This window comes from Saccharopolyspora thermophila (assembly GCF_014646075.1).
GTDB lineage: Bacteria > Actinomycetota > Actinomycetes > Mycobacteriales > Pseudonocardiaceae > Saccharopolyspora > Saccharopolyspora thermophila.
Window position 1 is genome coordinate 1 of the sequence record NZ_BMMT01000006.1, and the last position, 18,217, is coordinate 18,217.

Consider the following 18,217-nt stretch of genomic DNA (forward strand, 5'->3'; position numbering starts at 1 on the left):
AACGAACCCGCAATCCGCGCCCCCCGCAACGGCTGCGACCCCGCATACTCCCTACGCGTCGCCATCAAACCCGGCATCTCATGCTCAGCCAACCGAATCTGATGCCGCCCCGCCTCCGCCAACGACAAATCCCGAACAGCAAACTCCACACCATTCACCCTCTGCACCTGCACGCTCACAACTTCCTTCCTCGAAATCCCCGTGTTGTCATCTCGACTGGATGTCCGAGGCGGAACCCGGGATGCCGTCGCGGCGGAAGGGGGCTTCAGCCGGGGAACGCGGCGCCCGCGGAGTCCCACCTGGTCCGGTGCCAGCCGCGCAGTCAGGCGGGCACCGATCGGGAAGCGTCGCCCCGGTCTGTTGATCTGGAGCCGGACATGGAGAACACCTCCCGTGGGAGGCGCCCTTTGGTCGTCCTACCGCCGACCGAGCGTGGCGGACCCGAGGTCCGTTGCAGCGCCTCTCGGCCGACGGCCGCGCCATGGGTGGCGCATCGTGTCGGTCAAACCCGGCGACCGCACATTCTGTAACCAACCGAGCCACTTGTCAATGCGATGGTGATCAACACCGCGCGGCCACCCGTGCTCGTGAGGTGTCGGAATGCCCAGATGCCGAATGATGCGCCGGCGAGGCTCGACCGGCCCCACCACCGGACCGCTCTCCGCAGCGCCCCGCCGGGCGAACCGTGGCGGACCAGCCGATGCGGTCGCCCACCAAGCCCGGCACCAACACCAGAAGTCCGCAATGGACAGAGGGTCGGTGGCTGACACGCCACGGGCCGCCGGGTCGCCGCCCGGGGCCTCCGGCACGGCTGCGACGGTGGCATTGCGTCCGCGTGACCTCAACTTCACCGCGCGCTGACCCGGGAGTCAGGGGAAGCAGTAGGAGTCCGACGAGGCGTCGCCGCCCTCCAGGCGCACCTGGTGCACGCGCAGTCCCCGGAAGTCCTCGCCGTGGGGAAAGAAGCGCTCGTCGACCACCAGGCCGCCACCGGCGTCCGGATCGGTGTCGAACTTCGCCATCCACCCGCCGACACCGTCCGGGTAGAACTGGTCGTCCCAGGCGCCGTACAGCGAGTTGGTCGCGTACACGCGGCGGCCGTCGCGGCTGACCTCCACCATCTGCGGCCCGCCGGACAGCGGCTCGGCCGGTTCGGACGGGTGCGCCACGCGCCCGGTGATGCCGCCCAGCCGCACCGAGCCGACCTCGCGCGGCCGCGCTGGATCGCCGACGTCGTACTGCTTCAGCTCGCCCGTCCCCCAGCACGACACGTACAGGAACCGGTCGTCGACGGCGAGATTGATGTCGGTGACCAGCGGCGGCACGGCGCCGAAGGGCTGCAGCGCGGGTGGCAGCTGCTCCGCGGGTGCCGGTTCGGCCGGGATGGTGATCACTTTCTCCGCCTGCCAGTTGCCGTCCTCCCGGTGCCACCGCCACACCGACGCCGACAGGTCCTCGGTGCTGACGACCACGCCCACGAACCCCCAGGTGGCGCCGGGGTCATGCGAGGGGCGCAGCTCCAGCACCATCTGGTGCTGCGCGCCGAGGTCGACGCGCTGCACGTGGCGGCCCTCGGCCAGGTCCCAGAAGTGCAGGGCGTGGCCGTACCGGTTGGCCAGCAGCAGCTCGGGGTCGAGGCCGTTCTCGATCATCGCGGGCGTGCCCCACTCGCTGGTGATGAGGGTGTTCTGGTTGAGGTGCCACCACGCGTCGTAGGCCAGGTGCTGTGGTCCGCGGTCGGTCTCCCAGGCACGGACCACGTCAAACGTGTCGTGGTCGAGCACCGCGATCCCGCCGGGGCCGTCGCCGCCGTTCGCGGCGCCGAGGCAGGACAGGTAGATCCCGTCCGGTCCGCAGTGCAGCGTGTGCGGCCGGGAGTAGCCCGCCGCCGCGGCGAGCTCGGCGGCGGTCACGGTGCGCGACAGCCGGGGCCGCCGGGGGTCGGGGTGGGTGTCGAAGACGTGGATGTTCGACGACCGCAGCCCGGGCAGCAGCAGGTAGCGCCGGCGCAGCCCGCTGGTGCGGTGCCCGGCGTGCGCGAAGGCGCTGCTGCACGCGTTCCACCCGAAGTGGTGCAGCTCGTCGCCGAACGTCGGCAGATCGGACCAGCCGACCACCCGGCCGAAGTCCGGCGAGTCCGGATCGGTGTCCACAACGGTGAGCGCGTCGGATACGGCGGCGTCGCGGTCGTACGCGACGACATAGGCCAGGCGTTCCGAGGGGGCGGCGATCGCCTCGCCCGGACTGCGGTAGAAGGTGGGATCGAGCTGGTGTTCGTGGGAGCTCATCACGACTCCTCGACAGCACGGCATCGGCACCCGGCGGCCTACCGCGCAGCGTCGACACCGCCCATCCTAGGACGGTGGCTGCGCCCTGCAGCCCGTCGCGCGCGTTCCAGACCAGCCGTGCAGTCACGACGCGGTGGTCGGGAGCGCCGGGGGGCGTGGAAGCCGCCGTCGGGCAAGGCACCCCCACCGCGACCACCGAGCCGGGCCACCCGATGCTGGTCGACCACGTGGCCGTCGACAAACACTGATCGATTCCGACCACAGTGGAGGGTGCGCCGCGGCGCATCCGCCAGCGGGTGCCGGGGCGGCGGCCGCGACCAGCCAGCCGGGGACCGCACTGCTCCGTCCGGGTTCCGCCCCGCTGATCTGGATCGCAGGCCGCCCGGCACCTCTCTACACTCCGAGTCCTGGCCGCGGCGGAAGCCGCGAGCCGGTGGCCGCAGGCGGCGTGCACTGCCCGATCGGTCCCCAGGAGAGCGAGGTCGCATGCAAGCGGGCGCGTCCGAACCGCTCCGCCGGGACGGGCTCCTGGCCCTGTTCGCCGCGCCCGGTGACGGCCGGGAGCGCATCGGGCTGGAGGTGGAGAGCGCCGTCGTCGACCCCACCACCGGCCTGGCCGCCCCGTACGCCGGCCGCGGCGGTGTCCGCGACCTCCTGCGGGCCGTCGCCACCGAGTTTGGTGGCGAGGAACTGCGCGACGGCGAGCTCCTGACCGCTATCCGCACCCCGAGCGGCATGATCGTCTCGCTGGAGCACGGCGGCGCCATCGAGTACTCCTCCGCGCCCACCGACGACCTGGCGACCGCGGTCGAGGACCTGCGGCGCGCGATGGAACACCTCGCCGACCTGGCGCGCGGGTTCGGCCTGGCGATCGTGCCCGGGGGCAACGTGCCCTTCAACCGCATCGAGAACGCGGCGTGGGTGCCCAAACCGCGCGGCGCGCTCATGCGCCGGTACTTCGGCGGCCTCGGCGAGGCGGGTGAGTGGGGGCCGACCGTGATGGCGCTGGCGCTGTCCACGCAGACCACACTCGACTACACCTCCGACAGCGACCTGGCCGAGAAGGTGCGCATGCAGGTGGCCGCCTCGCCCGTCGTGGCCGGGATGTTCGTCAACTCGCCGCTGGAGGGCGGTGCTCCCGCGGGCGTGCTGTCCCGGCGCTGCCAGTGCTGGTTGCGGACCGACGCGCGGCGCTGCGGGGTGCTGCCCACCGGGGTGCGGGAGAAGATGACCCCGGCGGACTTCGTCGAGTGGGCGCTGGGCGTGCCGATGATCTACCGGCGGACCGCGGACGGCTGCTTCCGGCTGGTCGGCGACCGCTCGTTCGGCTCGCTGCTGGACCGTGGCTTCCCCGATGGCACGAGACCGACCTGGGACGACTGGACCTCTCACCTGTCGCAGGTGTGGACCGACGTGCGGGTGCGCCGGACCCTCGAACTGCGCGCCGCCGACGGGCCGTCCTACCCGCACATCCCCGCGGTCCCGGCGCTGTGGGTGGGGTTGACCTACCACCGGCCGTCCCGGCTCGCCGCCTGGGACCTGCTGCGCGAACACTCGGTGGACGCCCTGCGGCGCACCGCCGCGGAGGTGCCCGCGAAGGGCCTGGCGGCCCGGCTCGGCGACGTCCCGGTGCGCGAGCTGGGCCGCGAGCTCCTGCGGCTGGCCAGGCAAGGGCTGGCGGCCCGCGTCGCGGCGGGCGCCGAACGCGCGGTCGTGCTGGAGTACCTCGACCCGGTCGAGGAGATCCTCGAGACCGGGACGACGTTCGCCGACCGGGTCCTGCGCCGCTGGGACGGTGAGTTCGGCCGCGACCCGGCGCGCTACGTCGCCGCCTACCGGGTGTAGCGGTCAGCGGCGAACCACGACGACCGTGCACGGCGCGTGGTGCACGCAGTGCTGGCTGACCGACCCGAGCAGGGCTTCGACGAAACCACCGTGCCCGCGGTGCCCCACCACCAGCAGGTCCGCATCCTGGGCCGCCTCCAGCAGCGCCCGGGTGGCGTGGTCCCGCGCGACCCGGCACTCCACCGGGATGCGCGTGCCCAGCAGCGCTGTGGTCTCATCGACGGTCTCGCGCAGCTCCCGCGCCGCCTGCGCGGCCACGTCGTCCTCCGTCGCCGGAAGCACCATGTCGATCAGCGGTGGAAGTCCGCACGCGATCAGCGCCGTGACCTGGCTGCCGCTCTGCTCGGCGTAGCGGAGCGCCCAGCGCAGCGCCGCGCGGGAACCCGGTGATCCGTCCGCGCCGACCACGATCCGCGACATGCCCCACCTCCACGACACCTCGGGCGGCTGGAACGGCCACCGCCCGGGTACCCCACTGAGCGCCGCAGCCGCGCACGATCGAGGAGGTCGGTATGAACGGCGGGCACCGCTACACGATCGTGGTCGGGGTGGACGGGTCCCCGTCCTCGAAGGAGGCCCTGCGCTGGGCCGCCTGGCACGCGGGGCTGGTGGACGGCGAGATCGTCGCGATCATGGCCTGGAACATGCCGATGATCTACAACTGGGAGGTCCCCGGGCCGCAGGACTTCGCGCACAGCACCGCCGCGGCGCTGGGCAGCACCCTCGACGAGGTGCTCGGCGAAGCCTCGGCCGTCCCCGGGCGCAAGGAGGTCGCCGAGGGCCACCCGGCGCGCGCCCTGCTGGACGCCGCGGAGGAGTACCGGGCGGACCTGGTGGTCGTCGGCAACCGCGGGCACGGCGGGTTCACCGGTGCCCTGCTCGGTTCGGTGAGCCAGCACGTCGTCCAGCACGCACGCTGCCCCGTCGTCGTGGTCCGGGAAACCCAGCAGCGCACCGGGTGACCGCGCTGCCCAAACCACGGCACACTGAAAGTGGAAGCAGGAGCAGGGATGAACGGCGCTGTCCCGGTCGGCCGAGTCGCAGGGGTGCGGGTCGAGCTGCACTGGAGCGTGCTCGGCATCGTCGTCCTCGTCGCCGCGGGGCTGGCCGCCTACCAGCTGCCGCGGGCACTGCCCGGCCATTCCGCGCTCGGCTACGGCGTTTCCGGCACCGCCACCGCGGTGCTGCTCGTCGGTTCCCTGCTGGCGCACGAGACGGCACACGCGGTCGTCGCCCGCCGCAACGGCGTGGCGGTGGAGGGCATCACCCTGTGGCTGCTGGGCGGGCTCGCCCGGTTGCGCGGCGAAGCGCGCAGTCCCGGGGCTGAGCTGCGTATCGCCGTGGTCGGTCCGGTGACCAGCGCGGCGCTCGCGGTGATCTTCGGGTTGCTGGCGCTGGGCGTGGCCCGGTTCGGGGGTGCGCTGGCGGTGGCGGTGCTGAGCTACCTGGCGGTGCTGAACGCCGTGCTGGCCGTGTTCAACCTCGTTCCGGCGGCCCCGCTGGACGGCGGCCGGGTGCTGCGCGCCGCGCTGTGGCGGTGGCGCGGCAACCGGTTCCAGGCGGCGGTGTGGTCGGCGCGCGCCGGGCTCGGGCTCGGATACCTGCTCATCGCCGGGGGTTTCGTCCAACTGGTGGCGCAGGGCGCGGAGGGCCTGTGGTGGGCTGTGCTGGGCCTGTTCATCACCAGCACGGCCGTCGCCGAGGAGCGGCAGGCCCGCGCGGGGCTGGCGTTGCGGGACGTCCGGGTGCGGGACGTGATGTCACACCCGGTCGAGACCGCAGACGGCGCGCGGACCGCCGAGCAGTTCCTGCGGGAGCTCAGGACGGAGCACGCCGCCTACCCGGTGCGCGGCGTGGACGGCTCGGTCGACGGGCTGGTCTCCCTCCGGCGTCTGCGCTCCCTCACCGCGGCGGAGCGGGAGCGGACCACGCTGCGCGAGGCCGCCTGCCCGGTCGACCAGGTGCCCGCGGCGGAACCGGACGAACCCCTGGCCGACGTCCTGCCCCGGTTGGGCGGCTTCGCCGAGGGGCGCGTCCTGGTCTTCACCGCGGGGCGGCTGTGCGGGATCGTGTCGCCGTCCGACATCAGCCGCAGCCTGGCCGAACACGGCGCCTCTTTCGTCCCGCGCGTGCGCGACGACCCGCGGCCACCGCCGCCGGACTGGTGGTACCCGGGCCAGCCACGTCCGGGATGACGGTGCCGGGATTGGTCGGTCTCGCGCGCGAACCGCTCTCCGCGAGCCCCGTCACCGGCCCCGCTGCCGCGGCCAGGCCGAGCGCAGCGGGGTGACGGTCAGGGACTTGACGACGGCCCGGCCGCCGGTGGCGAACACGGCCATGCCGTCGGAGTGGGGCCTCGGGAAGACCTGGTCAGTGAACACCACCGTGCCGTCCTCGGCGAAGACCTCCACCGACGAGCGGTCCACCAGGATGCGCAGGTCGAGCAGCCGGTCGGCGGGCAGCGGCAGGGGCGCCGCGGTGACCGCCGGGAACTCCGGGGAGAAGTCCACGTCACCGGATTCACGTCGGTCCAGCGACAGCTCCTGCCGCGCGGTGGAGTAGCTGATGCGGGTGCGCGCGCCGGATCCGGTGCGGACGTCGAAACCGACCTCCTGCGCGTTGCCGACGTCCACCACCGCGCGGATCTCGTAGCTCGTGCCGCGCTGGCCGGCCAGCAGGTTGCCCTTCGGCGGGATCGGGGTGTCGGTGATCGTGGCGGGCTCGCCGCCCAGCTGCTCGGTGAGCTGCGGGACCGGCTGCTGGGCAAGGCTGAACTCGCCGGGGCGCGCCGGGTCGGGAATTAGGTTGACGGTCCGGGCCTCGGTCATCTGCCCCCGCCAGGGCGGTGCGGTCGGCACCTGCTCGGCGTAGGCCCAGTTGCTCATCCAGCCCAGCCAGTAGCGCCGGCCGTCGGGCGCGCCGTCCCAGGACTGCGCGGCGTAGAAGTCCCTACCGAAGTCGACCTGCCGGGTCGGCTGGCTGGGGGTGAACCGGTGCCCGTCGAAATCGCCGACGGTGTAGTGGGTTCCGCCGTGCGAGAGCACCCAGCGGGTCCGGTCTCCGACCCGGATGGGGAACAGGTCGGGGCACTCGGTGAACACACCGTCCAAAGTGGACTCGTGCGTCCACTCGCGGAGGTTCTTCGAGGAGTAGAACTCGACCTGGCCGCCGGCGACGATCATGACCCACTTCTGCTGCGGCTCATACCAGAACACCTTCGGGTCGCGGAAGTCCTTGGCACCGTTGTTCGGGATGACCGGATTGCCCTCGTACTTGGTCCAGGTGCGGCCGCGGTCGCTGGAGTAGGCGATGGCCTGGCTCTCCCGACCGGTGACCGGGTCGTGGTAGGTGAAGGCCGCAACCAGGCCACCGGTGCCGGGCGCGAAGAAACCACTGGTGTTGTTGGCGTCCACGACCGCGCTGCCGGAGAAGATGTGGCCCTTGTCGTCGGGAGCCAGCGCGATTGGCAGTTCCCGCCAGTGCACCAGATCCGTGCTGACCGCGTGGCCCCAGTGCATCGGGCCCCACACCTCACCGTCCGGGTGGTACTGGTAGAAGAGGTGCCACTCGCCGTCGTAATACACCAGCCCGTTGGGGTCGTTCATCCAGTTCTCCGCCGGGCTGAAGTGGAACTGGCCACGGTGGGGCTCGTCGTAGACGGTTTTCGTGGCGGCCGCGGACGTGGGCAGCGGGGCCAGCGCCAGGGTCCACGGGAGCAGCAGGGCGGCGGCCAGGGCCGCGGTTCGGGATGGGCGCATCCGGACTTCCTCCTCCGGGTGTTGGTGGCGTGCGGCATCGGCACCGCGAGCCGGTGGTTCGCGGCGCGTGGTGGTCGATATCGGGTCAGACGACGATCACGCGCGGCCCGGCGGCCTCGATGTCGTGCACGAGGCGCTGGTCCACGCCGCTGTCGGTGATGAAGGTGTCGACCTCGTCGAGGCTGCCGAAGCGGGCGAAGTGGTCGTTGCCGACCTTGGTGTGGTCAGCGAGCAGCACGGTGCGCCGCGCGCAGCGGATGCTGGCGCGCTTGATCATGGCCTCCGAGGAGTCCGGTGTGGTCATGCCGCGCTCGGCGGACACGCCGTTGGTGCCGACGAAGGCGACCTCCACGAAGGTGTCGTGCAGCGCCTGCAGCGCCCAGTCGTCCACAGTGGCCAGTGTGCGGCCGCGCAGCCGACCGCCGAGCAGCATCAGGGTGATGTTGGGCCGGGCGCTGAGAGTGAAGGCGATGGTGAGCGAGTTGGTCACCACGGTGAGTTCGCGGTCGGTGGGCAGTTGTTCGGCCAACCGGCCGGTGGTGCTACCCGCGTCGAGCAGGATCGCGCCCTCCTGCGGCACCTCGGCCAGCGCGGCCTTGGCAATGCGTTCCTTCTCCGCGGTCAGCGTGGCGTCCCGCGTGGCGAAGCCGGGTTCGAAGCCCAACCGCTCGATGGGGATGGCGCCGCCGTGCACCCGGCGGAGCACGCCGTGGCGTTCCAGGGCGGTCAGGTCGCGCCGCACCGTCTCGTAGGTGAGGCCGAACTCGGCGGCGAGCGCGGCGACGTCGACGCGCCCCGCGGCCCGCGCCCGCTCCAGGATGACCCGCTGCCGCTCCTCCGCATACATGTGGCACCGCCTGTGTTTCGGGTTGGTTTTGGGTGAGATTAACCATGGGCAACGTGGCATCACAACAGGTTTCGTTGGTATTGCTTCCGAATAGTTGGTTTTGGCTGGTCGGTCTGGCCGCATGCCGCTGCACGGAATGGCGGCATGCGGCGCGACACGTCCGCACATCCCTGCCGACCCGCGCGTTCGGCGGCTCGGGCGCAGCGCCGGACGGAACAACGGCGCAATCTTTTGCAACGGGACGCGCAACGAGCGGCGGTAGATCTTGACTGGATTACTGAGGTGCTGAACCCTGGTCGCCACTTGTCATCCGAATCACCGGATGAACATTGCAAGAATTTTCGGAGCACTCCGCGGCATGCACGGGGTTGGAGGAAACATGGTCCGCAGGTCCGCGGTCGCCGCCATGCTCGCGGCGGGTACCGCGTTCGCGCTCGTTCCGCCCGTCGGCACCGCACAGGCCGCGCCGCCCGGGGACCGCGACGTCACCGCCGTGCTGTTCGAGTGGAACTACGACTCGGTAGCGCGGGAGTGCACCACCACGCTGGGCCCCGCCGGTTACGGCTACGTGCAGGTGTCGCCGCCGCAGGAGCACATCCAGGGCCCGCAGTGGTGGACCTCGTACCAGCCGGTGAGCTACCAGATCGCCTCGCGGCTGGGCGACCGCGCGGCCTTCCGCAACATGGTCGGCACCTGCCATGCCGCGAGGGTCGGCGTCGTCGTCGACAGCGTGATCAACCACATGGCCGCCGGGGACGGCACCGGCACGGGCGGTTCCAGCTACCAGAAGTACTCCTACCCCGGGATCTACTCGCCACCCGATCTCGACAACTGCACGACCTCGATCAACCCGTCGGACTACACCGGCGACCGCTGGCGGGTGCAGAACTGTGAACTTGTCGGTCTCGCCGACCTGGACACCGGCGAGGACCACGTGCGCGGCCGTATCGCGGCCTACCTCGACGACCTGCGCTCGCTCGGCGTGGACGGCTACCGGATCGACGCGGCCAAGCACATGAGCCCCGAGGACCTGGTCGCGATCAAATCCCGGCTCGGCGACCCCCATGCCTACTGGAAGCAGGAGGTCATCCACGGCGAAGGCGAGGTCGTCTCCCCCGCCGAGTATCTGGGCACCGGCGACGTCCAGGAGTTCCGCTATGCCCGCGACCTGAAGCGGGTCTTCACCGCCGAGAACCTGGCCTACCTCCGGAACTACGGGGAGGGCTGGGGCTACCTGGAGTCCGGCCGGGCGGACGTGTTCGTCGACAACCACGACACCGAGCGCGGCGGCGACACGCTCAGCTACAAGGACGGCGCGAACTACACGCTGGCCAACGTCTTCATGCTGGCCTGGCCCTACGGTTCGCCGGACGTGCACTCCGGCTACGAGTTCAGCGACCGTGACGCCGGTCCGCCGAACGGCGGGGTGGTGCGCGCGTGCTGGCAGGACGGCTGGAAGTGCCAGCACGCCTGGCCCGAGATCCGCTCGATGGTCGGCTTCCGCAACGCCACCCGCGGCCAGGCGGTGACAAACTGGTGGGACAACGGCGCGGACGCCATCGCGTTCGGTCGCGGCGACAAGGGGTTCGTGGTCATCAACCACGAAGCCACCGCGTTGACGCAGACCTTCCAGACCTCCCTGCCCGCCGGCGACTACTGCGACGTGCAGAGCGGCCGCGCGGTCGCCGTCGACTCCGCGGGCCGCTTCACCGCCACCCTCGCACCCAACACCGCACTCGCCCTGCACGTCGGCGTGCGCTCCTGCTGACCTCGGCGCTGGTCGCCCCGAGCCGGCGCCGGGTTCACCCATCCGTGTTAACAGTCATCGAGGGCGGGGGTGCTGAGCCTAACGTCGGTGCCATGCCCACGCCGAGACCGGGCGCCGCCGACCTCATCCCGTGGCGGATCGTCTGCGAGCAGTCGTCGTCCCCGATGACGCTGCTCGACCAGCATGAGCGCTTCATTTTCGTCAACGACGCGTTCTGCGACCTGCTCGGCTACGACCGCGACGAACTCCTCCGGCGACACCAGACCGACCTCATCCACCCCGACGACGTGCGTGCGCCCTCGCTGTTCGACGAGGTGCTGGCGGACCCCTCCGGGGAGGCAGCCCACGCGTTCCGGGTGGTGCGCTGCGACGGCGAGATCATCTGGCTGCTGCTGTCCGCGTCGGTGATCCGCGACGACTGCGGCCGAGCGCTGTGCGTGGCTACGGTCGCGCACAACATCACCGACCGGCGCGAGACCGCGCTGCGCTGGCAGCGCACGTTCGCCCACGCCCCGATCGGCATGGCCCTGCTGGACACCCGCGGCTACTGGACCGAGGTCAACGCGGCGTTCTGCAAACTGCTCGGCTACGAGCGCGCCGAACTGCTGCGCACCCCGCCGACCCGCCTGACGTACCCGGGCGCGCCAGGGGACTCCGCGCTCACCGACGTGCTCGACGGCCGGGTGGACAGCGCCAGCTTCCGCAGCTGCCTCCGGCACAAGGCGGGGTACCCGGTGTGGCTGTTCGTCCGTGTCAGCGGCGTGCTCGGCGCCGACGGCCGCCCGGCGCACCTGGTCGGCCAGTACGAGGAGCTCGGCGCCCGGCGGATGAGCGACACACACCTGGCGCACCTGGCGCTGCACGACCCGCTCACCGGGCTGGCCAACCGCGTCCTGCTGGGCGACCGGCTCGACCAGCACCTCGCGGAACTGCCGCGCCTGGGCGGCGTGCTCACCGTGCTGCTGGTCGACCTCGACGAGCTCAAACGTGTCAACGACCTCCACGGGCACGCGGTCGGGGATCGGATGCTGATGGCGGCCGGGGACGCGTTGCTGCGCTCGGCCAGCCCGGGCGACACCGTGGCGCGCCTCGGCGGGGACGAGTTCGCGGTGCTCAGCCGCCTGGCGGACCTCCGGGCCGCGCGGGCGTTCCGGGACCGCGTCGAGCGGTTCCTGCGGACCGACGTGCTGGTGTCGGGCAAGCGGCTGCCGATGCGGGCGAGCGTGGGGCTGGCCACCACGGCCGACGCCACCACGCGCCCGGCGGACCTCCTGCACGCCGCCGACCAGGACATGTACACCCGCAAGCGGCGCTGCGTGTAACCGCCGGTACGCGGCTCGTTCTGCGCGTCCCCGGCCGCAGCAGTGGGACCATGGCCCTGGAGCACCTGCGCGCAGAAGGGGGTGCGTGGACGTGCCGTTCGAGAACCGCGAGGACGCCGGCCGCCGGCTGGCGCAGCAGCTGGAACACCTGCGCGGGGAGGACCCGGTGGTCCTCGGGCTGCCCCGGGGCGGGGTGGTCGTCGCCTTCGTGGTGGCCCGCGCCCTGGACGCCCCGCTGGACGTCATCGTGGTGCGCAAGCTCGGCGTACCCGGCCACCGCGAACTCGGCATGGGGGCGATCGGCGAGGGCGACGTGCGGATCATCAACGACGAGGTGCTGTGGAAGACCGGCGTCAGCCCGCGCGACCTGGCCGAGGTGGAGCGCCGCGAGCGGACCGAGCTGGACCGGCGGGCGCGCCTGCTGCGGGCCGAGCGCCCGCGACTGGACGTGACCGGGCGGACGGTGGTCGTTGTCGACGACGGCATCGCCACCGGCTCCACCGCGCACGTGGCGTGTCGCGTGGCCCACAAGCAGGGTGCCGGGCGCGTGGTCCTCGCGGTGCCCGTCGCGCCGCCGCACGCGCTGGAGCGGCTGGCGGAGGTCACCGACGAACAGGTGTGTCTGGAGACACCGGAGTGGTTCGCGGCAATCGGCCAGTGGTACCGCGACTTCGCGCAGACGTCCGACGCCGAGGTGGTCGAACTGCTCCGGCGCGCCCGGAGCGCTCGCGCCGGTTAGGCCCGTGGCGTCGTGCCGCCCACCGCGAGAAGGCGTCCCGAGCAGGTCCACAACGGTCCCCAGCCAAGGGCAAGGAGCAGCCGAGGAGGAGCCATGCAGGTCGAAGAGGTCTTCCACCCGGGGACGCTGACGTGCCGCTCGTCCGACTCGCTGCAGGAGGTGGCGAGCCGGATGACCGCCGAACAGGTCGGGGTGCTGGCCGTGCTCGAGGACGACCGGATCGTCGGCGTCATCTCCGAGCGGGACGTGGTCCGGGCCGTCGCGCAGAGCGCCGACCCGCGCACCGCCACCGCGGATGCCTTCGCCTCCCACCAGGTCCACACGGCCACCTTCGGCGAGGACACCCGCGAGGTGGCGCGGCGGATGCTCGACGCCGGAATCCGCCATCTGCCGGTCAAACAGGGCGATGCGGTGGTCGGTGTGATCTCGATGCGCGACCTGCTGGCGGTCGAGACCTGGTTGTGACGGCAGCGCACCCACCGGATCGGATGACAGCGGGCGGGCTTCGTGTGGAAGGACCGCCGGGGCGGCGGCACAGTGACGTCCTGGACATTCCCGAACGCGGAGGCGAACCCCATGGACATGCCCGTCGTGAACCGATGCACGGCCGAGAACTGCGCCTACAACCAGGACCTGGCCTGCCACGCGCTGGCCATCACCGTCGGCGATCCCGCCCACGCCCAGTGCGACACCTTCACCAGCGCCACCGTCCGCGGCGGCAGCCCCGACGCGGTGGGGCACGTCGGCGCCTGCAAGATGGCGGACTGCCGGCACAACGTCGACCTGGAGTGCCGGGCACCGGGCATCACCGTCGGCTACCAGGACGACATCGTGGACTGCCTGACCTACCAGCCCGCGTGACGCGGTCCGGTTGATCCCACCACCGGCGGGCCACCTCGGGGACACACCCGGGGTGGCCCGCTGCCATCCGGCACCACTACGGTCGGTCCGGGTCACATCCGGAGATCGTCGGGCCGGCGCCGCCCTGACCTCCGCAGGCGCCGAACTTGACCTCGACCCTTTGGTTAGGCAAACCTCATCATCATGTCCGGTTTCCTGAACGGCCTCCGGCAGCGCTCCGCCGCCTGCATCGCCGCGCTCGTCCTGCTGCTCACCGCCTGCTCCGGCAGCCCCGGCCCGGCAGGCAGCGCGAACGGGCCGACCGCTGCCGAACCCGGTGCCTTCCCGGCGACCATCGCGCACAAGTACGGCACCACGACGGTTACCAAACCGCCGCAGCGCGTGGTGGCCGTCGGGTTGTCCGACCAGGACGCCCTGCTGGCCCTGGGGGTCGTCCCCGTCGCCACCACGCAGTGGGTCGGCGACTACCCCGGAGCCGTCGGCCCCTGGGCGCGCGACGAGCTCGGCAGCGCACCGCTCCCGGTGGTCCTGCGACCCGAGAACGGCGTCCAGTTCGAGCGGATCGCCGCGCTGCGGCCGGACCTGATCGTCGCGTTGTACTCGGGACTGACGCGACAGGACTACGACACGCTGTCGCGGATCGCACCGACGATCGCCCAGCCCGCCGCCTTCCCCGACTACGGGGTCCCGTGGCAGGAGCAGACGACCACGATCGGCCGGGCCGTGGGCAGACCAGCCCAGGCGCAGCGGCTCGTCGCCGACGTCGAGCGGCGCTTCGCCGACCTGCGCGGCCGACACCCCGAACTCGCCGGTGCCCGCGGTCTCGTCGCCACCACCTACGACGGGTACTTCGTCTACGGCCCCCAGGACCCGCGCTCCCGCGTGCTGACCGGGCTCGGCTTCACGCTGCCACCGGGGCTCGACCAGGCGGTCGGCGGCCGGTTCGGCGCGAACATCAGCCGGGAGCGCGCGGATTTGCTCGACACCGATGCGATCGTGTGGATCGTCGCCGACGGCGGCGAGCAGCTGCGCCGGGACAGCGTGCACAGCAGCCTGCGGGTCGCCCGGGAGGGGCGGGAGGTGTTCGTCGACGAGACCACCGACGACGGCCGGGCGTTCTCGTTCGCGTCGGTGCTGAGCCTGCCGTACCTGCTCGACCGGCTCACGCCGCGGCTGGTCGCCGCCCTGGACGGCGACCCGGCGACGCCGGCCTGACCCCGCACGGCTCGGGGGTGCGTTGGATCGGAGGTACTCGTGCCAACGGCGCGAAGTGTGCTGTGGGAATCGGTGGCAGCCCAGAAGGGCCGGGTTGCGGGGGCGTCGCTGCTGGCGTGCGCGCACCAGGGCGGCGAGGCACTCGTCCCGGTCGTCATCGGCGTGCTCATCGACGCGGCGGTGTCCACCGGGGACGGTGCGGCGCTGGTGCGCTGGCTGGTGATCCTCGGGGTCGTGTTCGCGGTCCTGTCGTTCAGCTACCGGTTCGCCGCGCGGGCCGCGGAAGGCGCCGCCGAGCACGCCGCGCACCGGTTGCGGTCAGTGGTAACCCAACGTGTGCTCGACCCGCGAGGCGGCGCCGAAGCCGGTCGGCTGCCGGGTGCTCTGGCGGCCGTCGCGATCGACGACGCCCAGCGCGTCGGCCGGATCGGTGCAGTGCTGCCGTTCGCCGCCGCCGGACTGGCGGGCCTGCTGGTGAGCGCGGTGGCCCTGCTGCGGATCTCCGTGCCCCTCGGGCTGCTCGTGCTGGTGGGTACGCCTCCTCTGCTGTGGGTGGCGCACCTGGTCGGCAGGCCGTTGGAACGCCGCAGCGAGGTGGAGCGGGAACGCGCGGCGCACGCCTCCGGCGTGGCCGCCGACCTCGTGGCGGGGTTGCGCGTCATCAAGGGCATCGGTGCGGAAACCGCCGCGGTGGCCCGGTACCGTGACACCAGCCGCCGGTCCCTGCGGGCGACGTTGCGGGCCGCTCGCGCCCACGCCGGGCACGACGGGGCGATCCTGGCGCTCACCGGCCTGTTCCTGGCGCTCGTGGCGCTGGTGGGGGCGGAACTGGCGGCGGCCGGGTCGATCAGCGTCGGCGAGCTGGTGGCCGCGGTGGGGCTCGCCCAGTTCCTGCTGACGCCGTTCCAGATCTTCGCGTGGGGCAACGGGGAACTGGCGCAGGCCCGGGCCTCGGCCCGGCGGGTCGCCGAGGTGCTGGCCGCGCCGCCCGCGGTCGCGTCCGGCTCGGGCCGACCGCGCGAGGTCGCCGGTCGACTGAGCCTGCGCGGCGTCACGCACGGCAGCCTGCGGGGACTGGACCTCGAGGTCGCGCCCGGCGAGCTGGTGGGCGTGGTCGCCGACCCGGCGCACGCGGCCGACCTGCTGGACTGCCTGGGCCGGGAGGTCGATCCGACGTCGGGCTCGGTGCTGCTGGACGGCACGCGGTTCACCGAGCTCGATCCGCACGAACTGCGCGAGGCCGTCCTGGTGGCCGCCCACGACGCGCACCTGTTCGCCGGCACCCTGCTGAGCAATGTGGACACTCGTGGCACCGGCGACGTCGAGCGGGCGCTGCGGGCCGCGGCGGCGGACGAGGTGGCGCGGACGCTGTCCCGCGGCGCGGACTCGCTGATCGCCGAACGCGGCCAGTCGCTGTCCGGTGGGCAGCGGCAGCGGGTGGCGCTGGCCCGCGCGCTCGCCGCGGACCCGCCGGTGCTCGTACTGCACGATCCGACGACCGCGGTTGACGCGGTGACCGAGTCCCGCATCGCCGAGCAGCTGGCCGACTTCCGGCGCGGACGCACGACGGTTCTGGTCACCACCTCCCCGGCGCTGCTCGCCGCCACCGACCGCGTCGTGGTGGTCGCGGACGGCGCGGTGACCGCCGAGGGCAGCCATGCCGCTCTGGTGCGTTCCGACGCGGGGTACCGGTCGGTGGTGCTGTCGTGACCCGCGAACTGCTGCCCACCGCGTCCGGCAGGCGCACCCTGCGGGCGGTCGTCGACCTGCTCCGTCCACACCGGACGCTCGCGGCCGGCGCCCTGACGGTGATGGTCGCGGCGACCGGCGTCGGGCTGCTCACCGCGCCGCTGCTGGGACGCCTGGTCGACACCGCGGCCGCCGGACGCGCGGACTTCGCGGCACCTGTGGCGCTGCTGGGGCTCGTCGCCGTCGTGCGTGGCGCCACGAACGCCTGGGGTCTGGCGCTGATGTCCCGGCTCGGCGAGACCGCGCTCGCCGCGCTGCGGGAGCGGTTCGTTGAGCGGGCCCTGCGGATGCCGCTGGAGCGTGTCGAGGCAGCCGGTGCCGGTGACCTGACCTCGCGGGTCACCAACGACGTCTCGGTGGTCGCCCGGACCGTGCGCGAGGGGCTGCCGGAACTGAGCCGTTCGGCGCTGACCATCGCGCTCACCCTCGTCGGCCTGGCCGTGCTGGACTGGCGCTTCCTGCTCGCCGCACTGGTCGCGGTTCCGGTGCAGGCCAGCGCGGTGCTCTGGTACGCGCGCCGGGCGATCCCGGTGTATGCGGCGCAACGCGAAGCGGTCGGCGCGCAGCAGCACCAGCTGCTCGACACCATCGGCGGTGCGCGGACCGTGCGGGCGTTCCGGCTCGGTGACGAGCACCTCTCCCGGGTGCGCGAGCGGTCCCGCGCGGCGGTCGAGTTGTGGCTGGCGGGCATCCGGCTGGCGACGCGCTTCTTCGCCCGGCTGAACCTGGCCGAGTTCCTCGGCCTGTCCGCGGTCGTGGTCACCGGATTCTGGCTGGTCCGCGACGGCAGCGCGACAATCGGCACGGCGACCGCCGCGGCGCTGTACTTCCACAGCCTGTTCAACCCGATCAACGCCGCGCTGGCGCTGGTCGACGACGCCCAGTCCGCCGGGGCGAGCCTGGCCCGGCTGGTCGGGGTGGCCGACCTGCCCGCCGAACCGGAACCCGAGCGCCCCGCCGCCCCGGCTGACGCGTCGGTCAAGATCGCCGACGTCGGCCACGAGTACCTGCCGGGCCAGCCGGTGCTGCACGGCGTCGACCTCTCGATCGCCCCGCAGGAGCGGGTGGCGCTGGTCGGCGCCAGCGGAGCCGGGAAGACGACGCTGGCCAAGCTCGTCGCGGGCGTCCACCGCCCGACCCGGGGTTCGATCGCGCTGGGCGGCGTCGCCCTCGACGAGCTCGGGCCGGACGCGACGCGGCGAGCCGTGGCGCTGATCAGCCAGGAGGTGCACGTCTTCGCCGGGTCCCTCGCCGACGACCTGCGGCTGGCCCAGCCGGACGCGGACGACGAGCAGCTGCGCCGCGCCCTGGCCGAGGTCGGCGCGCTCGGCTGGGTCGAGGCACTCCCAGCCGGACTGTCCACTGTGGTCGGCGAGGGTGGGCGGCGGCTCACCGTCACGCAGGCCCAGCAGCTCGCCCTGGCCCGGCTGGTGCTGGCCGACCCGCCGATCGCGATCCTGGACGAGGCGACGGCGGAAGCGGGCAGCGCCGGCGCCCGCGAACTGGAGGCGGCGGCCGCGAACGCGTTGCGCGGGCGCACCGGCATCGTCGTGGCGCACCGCCTCGCGCAGGCCGCGGCCGCCGATTGGATCGCGGTGCTCGACGCCGGGCGGATCGTGGAGATCGGCACCCACGACCAGCTCGTCGCCGCGGACGGCCGGTACGCGGCGTTGTGGGCGGCGTGGTCGGGCAGCCGTCAGCGCTGATGAGCCGACCGCGGCACGCCGACCGGCTCCGCCGGTGAGCAGGATGCGGGTCACGCCGCAGGGTCAGCGCTGGTCGTGGCGCACCGCCCCAGCGTAGCCGGACACGATCACGGTTCGAC

At 72.7% G+C, this 18,217-nt stretch carries 16 protein-coding genes; 11 read left to right on the plus strand and 5 right to left on the minus strand.

What is annotated here, in order from left to right; translation table 11 throughout:
• Both IEY17_RS10405 and IEY17_RS10410 read right to left on the minus strand, forming a co-directional pair.
• Window positions 1–179 (minus strand): adenosylhomocysteinase (locus IEY17_RS10405; protein WP_188987137.1); only part of this gene is annotated, 179 nt, incomplete at its 3' end.
• A gap of 690 nt (window positions 180–869) precedes the next feature.
• Window positions 870–2,288, minus strand: a complete 1,419-nt coding sequence (locus tag IEY17_RS10410; protein ID WP_188987138.1) for a selenium-binding protein SBP56-related protein — start codon at window positions 2,286–2,288, stop codon at window positions 870–872.
• 486 nt (window positions 2,289–2,774) lie between these two features.
• Between IEY17_RS10410 and IEY17_RS10415 the strand changes: the two genes are divergently transcribed.
• The gene (locus IEY17_RS10415; RefSeq protein ID WP_188987139.1) at window positions 2,775–4,133 is read left to right on the plus strand and encodes a glutamate-cysteine ligase family protein; all 1,359 of its coding nucleotides are present in this window, start codon (window positions 2,775–2,777) and stop codon (window positions 4,131–4,133) included.
• A 3-nt stretch (window positions 4,134–4,136) separates the two neighbouring features.
• Here the strand turns inward: IEY17_RS10415 and IEY17_RS10420 are convergent, their stop codons facing one another.
• Window positions 4,137–4,553: a universal stress protein gene (locus IEY17_RS10420; RefSeq protein WP_188987140.1), complete on the minus strand. Its 417-nt coding sequence runs from the start codon at window positions 4,551–4,553 to the stop codon at window positions 4,137–4,139.
• Window positions 4,554–4,645: 92 nt separating this feature from the next.
• On the opposite strand from IEY17_RS10420, the gene IEY17_RS10425 reads away from it, so the two are divergent.
• Window positions 4,646–5,095 carry a universal stress protein gene (locus IEY17_RS10425; protein ID WP_188987141.1) on the plus strand — a complete coding sequence of 150 codons (450 nt, stop codon included), beginning with the start codon at window positions 4,646–4,648 and terminating at the stop codon, window positions 5,093–5,095.
• A gap of 48 nt (window positions 5,096–5,143) precedes the next feature.
• Window positions 5,144–6,328 (plus strand): site-2 protease family protein, encoded by a 1,185-nt coding sequence (locus tag IEY17_RS10430; protein ID WP_188987142.1) that lies wholly within the window; start codon window positions 5,144–5,146, stop codon window positions 6,326–6,328.
• A 51-nt stretch (window positions 6,329–6,379) separates the two neighbouring features.
• Here the strand turns inward: IEY17_RS10430 and IEY17_RS10435 are convergent, their stop codons facing one another.
• Entirely contained in the window at window positions 6,380–7,891 is a 1,512-nt protein-coding gene (locus tag IEY17_RS10435) for a glycoside hydrolase family 32 protein (protein ID WP_188987143.1), read from the minus strand.
• Window positions 7,892–7,976: 85 nt separating this feature from the next.
• Window positions 7,977–8,738, minus strand: a complete 762-nt coding sequence (locus IEY17_RS10440) for a DeoR/GlpR family DNA-binding transcription regulator (RefSeq protein WP_188987144.1) — start codon at window positions 8,736–8,738, stop codon at window positions 7,977–7,979.
• A 379-nt stretch (window positions 8,739–9,117) separates the two neighbouring features.
• On the opposite strand from IEY17_RS10440, the gene IEY17_RS10445 reads away from it, so the two are divergent.
• The 8 genes from IEY17_RS10445 to IEY17_RS10480 all read left to right on the plus strand — a co-directional run bounded on the left by IEY17_RS10445 (window position 9,118) and on the right by IEY17_RS10480 (window position 18,098).
• Window positions 9,118–10,506, plus strand: a complete 1,389-nt coding sequence (locus IEY17_RS10445) for an alpha-amylase (RefSeq protein ID WP_188987145.1) — start codon at window positions 9,118–9,120, stop codon at window positions 10,504–10,506.
• Between the two features lie 92 nt (window positions 10,507–10,598).
• Window positions 10,599–11,828 (plus strand): diguanylate cyclase domain-containing protein, encoded by a 1,230-nt coding sequence (locus IEY17_RS10450; RefSeq protein WP_188987146.1) that lies wholly within the window; start codon window positions 10,599–10,601, stop codon window positions 11,826–11,828.
• An 85-nt stretch (window positions 11,829–11,913) separates the two neighbouring features.
• Window positions 11,914–12,567: a phosphoribosyltransferase gene (locus tag IEY17_RS10455; protein ID WP_229680016.1), complete on the plus strand. Its 654-nt coding sequence runs from the start codon at window positions 11,914–11,916 to the stop codon at window positions 12,565–12,567.
• A 93-nt stretch (window positions 12,568–12,660) separates the two neighbouring features.
• Window positions 12,661–13,032 carry a CBS domain-containing protein gene (locus IEY17_RS10460; protein WP_188987147.1) on the plus strand — a complete coding sequence of 124 codons (372 nt, stop codon included), beginning with the start codon at window positions 12,661–12,663 and terminating at the stop codon, window positions 13,030–13,032.
• A 111-nt stretch (window positions 13,033–13,143) separates the two neighbouring features.
• Window positions 13,144–13,428: a DUF1540 domain-containing protein gene (locus tag IEY17_RS10465; protein WP_188987148.1), complete on the plus strand. Its 285-nt coding sequence runs from the start codon at window positions 13,144–13,146 to the stop codon at window positions 13,426–13,428.
• Window positions 13,429–13,611: 183 nt separating this feature from the next.
• On the plus strand, window positions 13,612–14,643 hold the full coding sequence (locus IEY17_RS10470; RefSeq protein WP_188987149.1) for an iron-siderophore ABC transporter substrate-binding protein: 1,032 nt from the start codon (window positions 13,612–13,614) through the stop codon (window positions 14,641–14,643).
• Between the two features lie 72 nt (window positions 14,644–14,715).
• On the plus strand, window positions 14,716–16,353 hold the full coding sequence (locus IEY17_RS10475; RefSeq protein ID WP_229680017.1) for an ABC transporter ATP-binding protein: 1,638 nt from the start codon (window positions 14,716–14,718) through the stop codon (window positions 16,351–16,353).
• Window positions 16,350–18,098: an ABC transporter ATP-binding protein gene (locus tag IEY17_RS10480; RefSeq protein WP_188987150.1), complete on the plus strand. Its 1,749-nt coding sequence runs from the start codon at window positions 16,350–16,352 to the stop codon at window positions 18,096–18,098. The genes IEY17_RS10475 and IEY17_RS10480 overlap by 4 nt, the downstream gene beginning before the upstream one ends.
• The last annotated feature ends 119 nt before the right edge of the window (window positions 18,099–18,217 follow it).